The 11,703-nt window shown below is 65.3% G+C and carries 7 protein-coding genes and 1 pseudogene; 4 read left to right on the top strand and 4 right to left on the bottom strand.

The window, feature by feature from the left end; genetic code table 11:
• The 4 genes and pseudogenes from ACIRA7_RS06470 to ACIRA7_RS06455 form a co-directional block, all read left to right on the top strand.
• Positions 1–449: pseudogene (locus tag ACIRA7_RS06470) on the top strand (ornithine cyclodeaminase family protein); the annotation flags it as partial.
• A gap of 25 nt (positions 450–474) precedes the next feature.
• A complete protein-coding gene (locus tag ACIRA7_RS06465; RefSeq protein WP_396220027.1) occupies positions 475–2,067 on the top strand; it encodes an amidohydrolase family protein in 1,593 nt (530 codons plus the stop codon).
• Positions 2,068–2,617: 550 nt separating this feature from the next.
• Positions 2,618–5,758 carry a SusC/RagA family TonB-linked outer membrane protein gene (locus ACIRA7_RS06460; protein ID WP_396220026.1) on the top strand — a complete coding sequence of 1,047 codons (3,141 nt, stop codon included), beginning with the start codon at positions 2,618–2,620 and terminating at the stop codon, positions 5,756–5,758.
• Between the two features lie 17 nt (positions 5,759–5,775).
• Positions 5,776–7,383, top strand: a complete 1,608-nt coding sequence (locus tag ACIRA7_RS06455; RefSeq protein ID WP_396220025.1) for a hypothetical protein — start codon at positions 5,776–5,778, stop codon at positions 7,381–7,383.
• A 142-nt stretch (positions 7,384–7,525) separates the two neighbouring features.
• Here the strand turns inward: ACIRA7_RS06455 and ACIRA7_RS06450 are convergent, their stop codons facing one another.
• The 4 genes from ACIRA7_RS06450 to ACIRA7_RS06435 form a co-directional block, all read right to left on the bottom strand.
• A complete protein-coding gene (locus ACIRA7_RS06450) occupies positions 7,526–7,687 on the bottom strand; it encodes a hypothetical protein (protein WP_396220024.1) in 162 nt (53 codons plus the stop codon).
• A gap of 10 nt (positions 7,688–7,697) precedes the next feature.
• Entirely contained in the window at positions 7,698–9,725 is a 2,028-nt protein-coding gene (gene tkt, locus ACIRA7_RS06445; RefSeq protein WP_396220022.1) for a transketolase, read from the bottom strand.
• A gap of 95 nt (positions 9,726–9,820) precedes the next feature.
• The gene (locus ACIRA7_RS06440) at positions 9,821–10,363 is read right to left on the bottom strand and encodes a DinB family protein (RefSeq protein ID WP_396220021.1); all 543 of its coding nucleotides are present in this window, start codon (positions 10,361–10,363) and stop codon (positions 9,821–9,823) included.
• Positions 10,364–10,468: 105 nt separating this feature from the next.
• Positions 10,469–11,671 carry an alanyl-tRNA editing protein gene (locus ACIRA7_RS06435; protein ID WP_396220020.1) on the bottom strand — a complete coding sequence of 401 codons (1,203 nt, stop codon included), beginning with the start codon at positions 11,669–11,671 and terminating at the stop codon, positions 10,469–10,471.
• Between the last annotated feature and the right edge of the window lie 32 nt (positions 11,672–11,703).

Here is an 11,703-nt window from a genome sequence, read left to right as displayed (position 1 = left end):
TGGCGAGCGAAGGACTGCCGGTGGAAGCCTGCGCTGGCGACCCCGAGGCCCTGCCCACCGCCGTGGCCGCGTCGCAGATCGTGTGCGCGGCCACGACGTCGCGCACGCCGGTGCTTCATGGTGCATGGCTGTCGCCCGGCACGCACGTGGACCTCGTGGGTGGGTTCACCCCCGCCATGCGCGAAGCCGACGACCACACGATGCGGGTGAGTCGCATCGTGGTGGACAGCTACGAGGGCGCGTTGAGCGAAGCCGGCGATCTGGTGGATCCGATGGCGCGTGGCGTGATCGGACGCGCGCAGGTGGTCGCCGAGCTGCGCGAGCTGGTGGCGGGTACCACGGTGGGGCGCACGAATCGTGCGCAGATCACGCTGTTCAAGTCGGTTGGACTCGCGCTCGAAGACTTGGCCGCCGCGACGCTGGTGTGCGGTGCGGCGCCTCTGTCGTAGCGCTTTCAACACATATTCTCCAATCATGACGCTCATCTCGTTCGTCCGTCGCGCCGCGTTGCTCGGCGTGGTCGCTGCTGCGCTTCCGCCTGCGGCCGCCTTGCAAGCGCAAAGCGCTGTCGACGTGCTGATCACTGGCGCGATGGTCTACGACGGCACTGGTGCCCCCGGGCGCATCACCAACGTCGGTATTCGCGGTGACCGCATTGCGTTCGTGGGTGCGATCCCGCCCGGCACCACGGCTACGCGACGCATCGACGCCACGGGGCTGATCGTGTCGCCGGGGTTCATCGATCCGCATACGCATGCCTATGAAGGGCTGCCGCGCCTGAATGCCGAGCGGCGCCTGAGCGCGTCGTCATTGATGCAGGGCGTGACCACCGTGACGATCGGCCCCGATGGTCGCGGACCGTTCGACGTGAAGCGCGTGCTCGACGAATCCGAGAAGCTGGGCCTTGGCACCAACGCCTATGCCACGGTGGGATTCGGCACCGTACGCGCGAATGTGATGGGTGCGTCGTCAGCGCCGGCCACGACGGTGCAGATCGACTCCATGCGTGCACTCATCACGAAGGCCATGCGGGAAGGGGCGTTCGGTGTCGGATCAGGCTTGTTCTACGCGCCGCAAAGCTACGCCAGCACCGCCGAGGCGATCGCTGTGATCTCGGCCGCCAAGCCGTTCGGCGGCGTGTACGACACGCATCAGCGTGATGAGTCGAGCTACACCATTGGCCTCCTCGCGTCGGTGCGCGAAACCATTCGTATCGGCTGCGAATCCGGGCTCACGGCCAACGTGGGACACATCAAGACGCTGGGCGTGGATGTGTGGGGCAAAGCCGACAGCGTGCTGGGCATCATGCGCGAGGCGCGCGCCAAGGGTTGCGTGGTCACGGCCGATCAGTATCCCTGGACGGCGAGCGGAACAGGCTTGAGTGCCGCGCTGCTACCGCGCTGGGCGCAGGCGGGCGGCAGTGATTCGCTCACGCTGCGCATCGCCGATGCCGCGCTGCGGGAGAAGATGCTGGTGGAAATGCGCGACAACCTGCGTCGCCGCGGTGGTGACAGCACGTTGCTGCTGACCGGTGGCAGTGCGGCGGCCACGTCGTATATCGGCAAGACACTCAAGCAGGCGGCCGCCGAGCGGAACATGCCGGCGGTGGAAACGGCACTGGCCATGATCCACGAGGGGCTCGACATGAGCGTCGCGAGCTTCAACATGACCGAGGCCGACATCGAGACCTTCATGAAGGATCCCTACGTGATGACGAGCTCCGACGGCTCGGGTGGACATCCGCGCTTGTATGGAACGTACCCGCGCAAGATTCGTCGGTACGTACTCGACAAGCCGGTGATCACGATGGAGCGGATGGTACGCGCGTCGTCGGGGCAGGTGGCCGAGACGTACCGCATTCCCGATCGTGGCGTGCTACGGGCCGGTGCGTTCGCCGATGTGATCGTGTTCGATCCCAAGACGATTCGGGACCACGCGACCTATGTGGAGCCGACCACGCTGTCCACGGGCATGGTGTGGGTGTTCGTGAACGGACAGGCGGCGGTGCAGGAGCGACGGATGGCGAACGTGTTGGCGGGGCGGGCACTGCGGCGGATTGAGGATTGAACGGCCCAGTACACTGTGGTCAGAATACCGGCGTCTGACTGGGTATAGTGTTCGGAATTCAGCAACGACAGTCCACAGTGCCGAGCGGGTTTCCTGGATCTGTCGATCCTCGGGGACTTCGCTCGGCAGTCGCTTTTGTCGGGAGCCAATTGCCGGAACCGACCTCGCCGGCCCACGGGCAGTAAGGAAACTCTCGACAGTGAGCACCGTAGCTGCTGAATTCTGACCACGATCAGCAGTCTGCCGCCCGAACTCTGACCACTGACCACCGATGCGCGAGCTGCGTTATTTGCGGGCTGAAACGTACATAGAGCGCGTTCATCCGCTCGCAATTGGCGATCCCTGCCAGGAAGGCGCTTCGACCATGCGACCGCGTCGTTCTGGTTCCATCCGTAACGGCGCATCGGGGACCTGCCGTCTGACGTCGCGGAGGTCTTCTTTGTTATAGTTACCGGTGCGTTACGCTCGCAATGCGTCGAGGCAGGCTGTGTCGCACACGCGATGCCGCCTGCCGCTGTGTTTAGGTCTGCACGTTCCCCTCGGAGGAAAGATGGTCCCTCGCTTCGCCGCGCCGCTCGTGCTCGCGGCCTCACTGGTGTTCGGCGTGGCCGGCACCCAGGTACTCCACGCGCAGACCGCGGCCCCGGGTCGGGTCGTGGGTGTCGTGTCCGACTCCGCGTCGGGACAGCCGCTGCAGGCGGTGCAGCTGTTCCTCTCGCGCGGCACCATTCGACTCGAGGCGCGCACCGGCCCTGAGGGTCGCTTCACCTTCCCCACGGTATCGCCGGGCTCCTACGGGCTCGAGGCCATTCGATTGGGCTATCGCCGTGTCGTACGTGTCGGCATCGTCGTCGCGGCCGGCGGCACGCTGACGTACGACGTCAAGATGTCGGCGGCGGCGCTGAATCTGCAGGCGATGGTGACGACCGGCGTCGTTGATCCGGCATCAGGCACTCGCGTGCCATTCTCGGTAGGGCGCGTGAGCGCCGAAGACGCGCCGGTTCCCGCCACCAACGCCCTCGAGACCATTCAGGGCAAGATCGCCGGTGTGAGCGTGATCCCCACGGGACAGGCCGGTAGCGGTACGAACATTCAGCTGCGCACGCCCACCTCGATCAGCAAGGGCAACTCCCCACTGGTCGTGGTCGACGGCGTGATTCAATCGGCTTCGTTCGACGCGGCCAGCGCCGATCTCCAGTCGATGGATATCGAGAGCGTGGAAGTCGTGAAGGGTGCGGCCGCCGCCTCGCTGTACGGCTCACGCGCGTCGTCGGGAGTGATCCAGATCCGCACGCGTCGCGGTACCGGACTCGCTGAAGGCACCACGAAGTTCACGGTTCGCACCGAGTATGGAAACAACGAACTCGGTCGCAAGGTGAACTGGGCGCAGCAGCATTCCTTCCTCTCAAATGAAAAGGGGGAGTTCCTGAACGCGGCGGGGCAGGTGGTTCCCCGTGAGCAGCGCGTGCCGGACCCCATCTACGCGCGCTTTCAGGACAACCCCTTCAAGGCGGGCACGTTCTACGATCAGGTGGATCGCTTCTTCAATCCCGGCGACTTCACCCGGAACTCGCTGAACATCGCGCAGAACGGGGGGAAAACGAACTGGTTCTTCTCGTATGTGAACCAGACGGAAGACGGCGTGGTTCTGAACAGTGGCCGCTACAATCAGAACGACTTCCGACTCAATCTCGACCATCGTCCGCGGAGCGATCTCAGCATCGGCGTGAGTGCGTACCACAGTCGGTCCACGCGCTTGAATCTGTACGACGACACGTTCTTCGACCTGATCAATCAGGCGCCGGACGTCGATCTGCGTCAGCCTGATCCCGACGGCACGCCGTTCATCTTCCAGCCCGATTTCGAAGGCCGTGAAGAGAACCCGCTGTACGTGCTGTCCACCGAAAAGCGTAATCGGAATCGTGCCCGCACGCAGGGCGCCATGGAAGCGCGCTACACCCCCCGGTCGTGGCTCACGGTTGACGGCAACGTGTCGTACGATCGTTCCGATCGCTCGACCGACTTCTTCCTCGACCAGGGCGTGAAGACGGAAGGCTTCGGCAACGGTGGCCCTGGCGAGATCTCGCGCTTCAACGGCATCACCGACGCGCTGAACGCCTCCCTGTCCGCCAACCTCCTCAAGCGTGTCGGCAGCTTCACGCTGCGCAGCACGCTACGTGGTTTGATGGAACGCGAGACGAATGATCTCGTGAACGCGAGCGGTCAGATCTTCTCGACCCCGGGCGTGAACAGCTTGAACAACGCCACGGTTCGCTTCGTGAACTCCACGAGCGAGACGATCCGGACCAACTCGTTCTTCGTGAGCGGTGCTGCGGATTATCGCGGAAAGCTCATTGTGGATGGTCTCGCTCGTATGGACGGCAGTTCACTGTTCGGTCCGGAAGAGCAGGAGAACTGGTACTACCGCGGCTCGGCAGCGTACCGCATTTCCGAAGAGACCTGGTTCCCACTCAAGAGCGTCTTCAACGAGTTCAAGCTCCGCGCGTCGCAGGGAACGGCCGGTGGCCGTCCCGACTTTAACGACCAGTTCGAGACGTTCAACTTCATCGAAGGCGGCGGCCTGGTGAAGCAGAACCTCGGCAACAAGTTCCTGAAGCCCGAGTACTCCAAGGAAACCGAACTCGGCATCGATGCCATCGTAAAGAATCGCTACTCGATTCAGCTCTCGTATGCGCGTCAGACCACGTCCGATCAGCTCTTGCTGATTCCGTTGGCCGGATACTTCGGCTACGCCAACCAGTGGCAGAACGCGGGCACGGTAACCGGCAACACCTACGAGGCGACGCTCGAAGCGCAGATCGTGCGCAAGCCCACGTTCACGTGGCGTGCCGGTGTGGTTGCCGATCGGTCACGCAACAAGATCACCGAGTTCAACCGCCCGTGCTTCACCACCGCCACGGTGGGTTTCCGCTGCGCCGGCGAGACGCTCGGCAACATGTACGGGTTCCGTTTCATCGGGGACGCGAAAGAGTTGCCGGCCGACGCGCAGTCGCGCGCGGGCGAGTTCGCGCGCAACGACGAAGGGTTGTTGGTGTACGTCGGTGCCGGCAACGCCTACACCGACGGCGAAACCAAGCGCCTGTGGGGTTCGCCAGCGGTGACGATCGGCAGCCAGTCGTACCAGTGGGGCATGCCGGTGCGTGCCACCGATTCGACGGGCAATGCCGCCGTCACTCGCATTGGTGATGGCAACCCGGACTTCCGTTTCGGTGTGTCGAACACGATCGGCTGGCGCGGGGTGCAGCTGTTCATGCTGTGGGATGCGCAGGTCGGCGGCGACGTGTACAACCAGACCAACCAGCGCATGTACCAGTATCAGCGCAGCCGCGATGTGGATCAGGGGGGTAAGGCACAGGAGCTCAAGAAGCCCATCGAGTACTACGTGGCGCTCTATTCAGCTGCCGATCCCACGAGCTACTTCGTGGAAGATGCGAGCTTCGTGAAACTGCGTGAGCTGTCGCTCAAGTACCGTTTGCCGAGCAGCTTCGCTCGTGCCTTGGCGCGTCTGGGTGCCGAGCAGGCCTCGGTGTCGCTCATCGGCCGTAATCTGGTGACGCTCACGCGCTACAAGGGGTACGACCCCGAAGTGGGCAGTGTGCTCAATCGCCTCGACAGCTTCTCGTATCCGCGCTATCGCACGTTGACGGGCAGCTTCGAAATCACCTTTTGATCGGCGAGCCTCAACTCATGAATTCGACTCTCAAGAAGTTCGCTTTGCCGATTGGCCTCACCATCATCGCGGCGTCCTGTCAGGACCTGAATGTGGTGAATCCCAACCGGCCCGATGCCGCGCGCGCGACGGCGCAGCCGGTGACAACGGAATCGTTCGTGGCCACGTCGTTTCGTACCTGGTGGCCGGTGGCCGGGCACGATGACTACCCGTCGTGGGCGTTCAGCACCATGGCGCGTGAGATGACCTCAGGGTTTGCCGACTTCGGTCAGCTCGAACTGTCGACGGAGCCGCGTCAGTCGTGGAATAACAGTCCCGTGAATGCGCGCCGGCAGGTGAATGAGCAGCCGTGGTATCAGCTGTATCGCACGATCTCGGCGGCGAACGACGTCGTGGGGGCGATCGATCGCGGGCTCGTGATCGAGACGGCCGCGCGCACCGCTCGGGCGAAGGCGATGGGCAAGTTCATGCAGGGGATCTCGTATGGCTATCTCGGTCTGTACTTCGACAAGGCCGCGTTGGTCGACGAGACGACGAAGCTGGATACGCTCACGGGCAAGGCGCCGACATTCGTGGACTACAAGGTGGTCACGACGTTCGGCATCACGCAGCTTGACGCGGCCATTACAACCGCCAACGCGCAGCCCACGATGACGTTCCCGGTGGAGAGCTGGCTGTTTCAGGCGCTCACGAAGGATCAGTTCGTGCGCGTGGCCAACTCGTTTGCGGCACGGCTCCTGGTGTATTCGGCCCGCACTCGTGAAGAGCGTGCGGCGGTGAACTGGGCGGAAGTGATTCGTCGCGTCGACGCCGGTATTCAGACGGATTTTGCGCCATCGGCACAGCCTGATGTGTTCTTCGATGACTGGAAGCGCTTGATCGCGCGTCTGCGTACGGCCGGCCGTCCGTCCGACTTTGGTCGTCCGAGCTACTGGCTCGTGGGGCCGGCCGACTCGACCGACGGCTGGAAGAACTGGGTGGCCACGCCGAATGATTCGCGGGTCGCGTTCCAGATGCGCACGAAGGATCGTCGCATTCAGGGCACGACCGGACCAGCGTCGGTGGGTAAGTACATGGGCTACAACCTGAACAACATCTTCCAGGCGGCCCGCGGCACGTATCGCTTCTCGCACTATTTCTACAAGCGCAACGGTGTGGATCTCACGTACCAGACGGGTCCGCAGGTCGCGATGACGGTGACGGAGATGGATCTGCTCAAGGCCGAGGCACTCATTCGTCTCGGTCGCGCGAGCGAAGCGGTGCCGCTGATCAACAAGTCGCGCGTCGCCAACGGTGAACTGCCGCCGGTCACGGTGGATGGTCCGCCAAACGAACCGGGCTGCGTGCCGCGCAAGGAAGCTGGCGGGTGCGGCAGCCTGTGGGATGCGCTGCGCTACGAGAAGGGCATCGAGGGCGCCGGTGTGAGCGGCGTCGTGGCGTTCTTCGACGCACGCGGCTGGCGCACGCTGCCCGAAGGCACGCCGGTTCACTTCCCGATTCCGGGTCGCGAGTTGCAGACGCTGCAGCTGCCGCTCTACACGTTCGGTGGCCCTGGCGGACAGGGCAGCGCACCGGCGCGCGATCCGGAGCGTTGCCCGGTCGCGCTGGCGCGGTGTGCCCCGTAAGCCTGGTTCGTGTGATGGGTTGAACTGATCACGCGGAGACGCAGAGGGCGCAGGGATCGCAGAGCGTGTTCTTCTCTGCGGCCTCTGCGCCCTCTGCGTTTTTCTCTGCGTGATCAGTTCAGCGATCCGTCAGCAACGCGCCCTAGCCGCCGTAGTGCTTCCCGACTTTCCGTCCGTAATACCCACCCGCTGCCGTGAGCACGATGCTCACGACGAACGCGGTGAAGATCCCGAACGGTTCGCCGGCGGCCCATCCGGCGTATCCACCGATGGTGGCGCCGATGAAGGCCATGAGACGTGTCATACCAAACTGACTAGGCGCCCAGTAACTCCGTCACAGTGGCCGCCACGTTGTCGGCGGACATGCCGTACTTCTCGTACAGCGTGGGTGCCGGGGCGCTGGCGCCGAAGGTGGAGATTCCCACGATCGCGCCCGTGTCGCCCACCCACTGGTACCACGACATCGGGTGCGCCGCTTCCACCGCCACACGCGGCACGCCGGCGGGCAGCACACCCGCGCGATATGCCGCGTCCTGCGTCGCGAACAGTTCGAGGCTGGGGCAGCTCACCACCCGTGCGCTCACACCACCCGCCGCCAGCTTTTCACGAGCGGCCAGCGCGATCTCGACTTCCGAGCCGCTCGCCATCAGCACCACGTTCGGCACGCCGTTCGTGTCCGCCACCACGTAGGCCCCGCGCGGCACACCCGCGCGCGCTCGCGCCGGCTCGTTGTAGTACGACAGCTTCTGACGCGTGAGCACGATGGCCGACGGACCGGTGCGATGTGCGATCGCCACGCGCCACGCCTCGCTGACTTCGTCGGCATCGGCCGGACGCAGCACCAGCAAATTCGGAATGCAGCGCAGCGCCGTGAGATGCTCGATGGGCTGATGCGTGGGTCCGTCTTCGCCGAGTCCGATGGAATCGTGCGTGAACACATAGATCGCCTGTACGCCCATGAGGGCGGCCAGGCGAATGGCCGGACGCATGTAGTCGCTGAACACCAGGAACGTGCCGCCGTAGGGGATGATGCCGCCGTGCAGTCCCATGCCGTTCATGATCGCGCCCATCGCATGTTCGCGAATGCCGAAATGGAAGTTGCGACCGGCGGCGGCCGTGGGGGCGTAGTACGTCGCGCCCTTCACGTTCGTGAGGTTCGATCCCGTGAGATCGGCGCTGCCACCCACCAACTCCGGCGCGGCGGCAGCGATCGCGTTGATCACCACACCACTCGCCGCACGACTGGCCACGTTGCCGCTCTTGGCGTCGAACACCGGGAACGCACCGTCGAGCGCGGCCGTCACCTTTCCTTCGTTACGACGCAGCAACTCGGCAGCCAACTCGGGATGCGCCGCCTGATACGCTGCCCACTTGCCCTTCCACTCGGTATGCGACGCGGCCTGCGTGGCCACCCGCTCGGTCCAATGCGCGCGCGCCGCATCGGGGACGAAGAACGGTTCGGTGCTGGGCCAGCCGTACGCCGTTTTCGTGAGCGCAATTTCGGCGGCGCCCAACGGTTCACCGTGCGCCTTCGCGGTGTCCTGCTTGTTGGGCGACCCGAAGCCGATGTGCGTCTTCGTGATGATCATCGTGGGCCGCTGCGTATCGGCCTTCGCTTCGGCGATCGCGGCATCGATGGCGGCGAGATCGTTCACGTCGTGCACGTGCAACACCTGCCAGCCGTAGGCGGCGAAGCGCTGCTCGGCGTTGTCGCTGCACGAGAGATCGGTGCTGCCGTCGATCGTAATGCCGTTGTCGTCGAAGAAGCCGATCAGCTTGCCGAGCTTGAAGTGACCGGCATAGCTGGCCGCTTCGTGCGAGATGCCTTCCATGAGGCAGCCGTCGCCCGCCACGAAGTACGTGTAGTGATCGACGATGTCATGACCTTCGCGATTGAACGTGGCCGCGAGATGCGATTCGGCCACGGCGAACCCGACGGCGTTGGCGACACCCTGCCCAAGCGGGCCGGTGGTGGTTTCTACCCCCGGCGTGTGATGCACCTCGGGGTGTCCCGGCGTGAGGCTCTGCCACTGACGGAAGCGCTTGATCTCGGCCAGCGGCAGGTCGTACCCCGCCATGTGCAGCGTGCCGTACAGCAGCATCGAGGCATGGCCTACCGACAGCACGAAGCGGTCGCGGTCGGCCCACAGCGGCGCCGACGGATCGTGACGCAGGTGACGCGTGTACAGCGCGTAGGCCAGCGGCGCGAGCGCCATGGGCGTGCCCGGGTGGCCGGACTCGGCGGCCTGCACCGCGTCCATGGCCAGGGTACGGATCGTATCGATCGCGAGACGCTCGGTCTCGGTAACGGCAGCAGCGGAAGGCACAGCGGACACGGACATCACTCCGGAAGCTCGGTCAGGTGAGGCGCGCCAGTGGAGTGGGCGCCGCAGACTGGAAATCTAGCGGATTCCGGACGCTGAGACCGGCACGATACTCACGGGGCGAGATACCGATCGCGGGTGAGATCGAGGTGGTGTGCGAAGTGTCCGGCGATCATCCAGGCCAACGCCCGCGGGGAGATCGGATGTCCGCTGGCCACACCGACTTGGCCCCAGGCTTTCTCGTCCAGCGACTTTACCAGCGAGAGCGTGGCCGCCCGCACGGTCTGGATTTCGGTCAGAATGTCGTCAAGTGGCCGTCCCGCCGTCCGGCTTTCCGGCACCCATGCATCCTGATCGAACCCCGGCAACGGCGTCATGTCGCCCCGGGCTACGCGCAGGAGGCGATAGGCGAACACCCGCTCGGTGTCCGAGACGTGCACCAGCGACTCGCCCAGCGTCCACTTGCCCGGCGCGTACGCGAAGCTCACGCGCGCGGGGTCGACGGCATCGAGCAGCTCCACCAGCGACATGGGCTGCGTCACCAGCAGCGACCAGAGGTGGTCGGTCCCCATGGCGTCGAGGGCCTTGGCGGTGGCGTCAATGTAGGTGCCGGCGAACGGCGCGTGTTCCGAGGAGGACGGGCGGGTGATCTTCATGCGGGGCGCTCCGAACGGTGAGCGGACGGTGAGTGAGATGCCGGTGCGGAACAGGATGGCCACCCCGGCGTGCTTTGGCGAGCGCGGAAGCTCGACGTGGTCGGGTTACGCCTCCGGCGGCGCTCCCGGGAGCGCTTCCGCGAAACCGAGGGCCTCGAGCACGGCCGGCAGTTGCGACGGATCGGGGACGGCACCCTGTGCGAGCCGGGGTGATCCGCCGCCACGACCGTTCACGGCTTGTAGCGCGGCCCGCAGTCGCTGCCCGGCATCGATCTCGGTGTCGGCGGCCGTGGCCATCAACACGCCGCCCATGGCGGCGTTGGTCACCGCAACGGCGCAGCCCCCGAGGGCGACGAGCTGCTGGGCGAGCGGTTCGGACTCTTTCACCGCGCCCGACGTTGACACGACGATCCGCCGCACGCCGTCGCGGCCGGGAATGCACGCCGTCCACCGTTCTGCCGCCTCATAGCGCGCCAGTTCACCGGCCAACCGTTTGCGCTCGCGGTCTGCGTCGGTGAGTCGCTGCACCTGCTGGTCCACGAGTCCCGGCACGTCGTGCGGCGCCGCCGACAGCGTACGCGCGGTCCTGGTGAGGAGTTCGGCATCGAGTCGGGCGCGGGCCACGGCGCGATGGCCACAGACGAACTCGATGCGCGTGTTGCCCTTGGTCTTCTCGGCGCGCCGTAACAGCAAGGCGCCGATCTCGCCGGTGAAATCGACGTGGGTACCGCCGCACGCGCTGCGGTCGATGCCCTCGATGGTCACGATGCGAAGTTCGCCATCGCGGTCGCTCGGCTTGCGCAGCCCGATGGCCAGCGCGGCGTCTTCGAAGGACACCGTCACGCGGTGGTTCTGCACGATCAGGGCGTTGGCGCGGCGCTCGATGGCGCCGAGGGTGTCGGCGTCGAAGTCGGCACAGGCCACGTCGACGGTGTTGGTGTCGTCACCGAAGTGCACGCTCACGGTGGGCCAGCCGAATTCATCGGCGAGCATGGCCGACAGCAGGTGCTGGCCGGTGTGCTGCTGCATGTGATCGAAGCGCCGCGCGGCATCGATATGTCCCTCGAGCATCGCGCCCACGGGAACGCCGATCGGTTCGGCGAGGGAGTGGGCGATGCGGTCGTCCTCATCGATGACGTCCACGATGGCGATGCCACCCAGCGTTCCCAGATCGTGCGGCTGCCCGCCCGATGTGGGATAGAACGCCGTGCGGTCGAGCACCACGCGACGGCCGTCGTCGGAGATCGCGAGGGCGATGGCGGTGAAGCGGTCGAGACGGGCGTCGGTGTAGTACAGGCGGACGGTCATACGGCGGCGGGTCGGTACGGGACGCGCCGTCC

It is taken from the genome of Gemmatimonas sp. (genome assembly GCF_044376735.1).
Taxonomy (GTDB): Bacteria; Gemmatimonadota; Gemmatimonadetes; order Gemmatimonadales; family Gemmatimonadaceae; genus Gemmatimonas.
The sequence above is the reverse complement of the archived record's forward strand: the minus strand, read 5'-3'. Positions and strand labels throughout refer to the sequence as shown.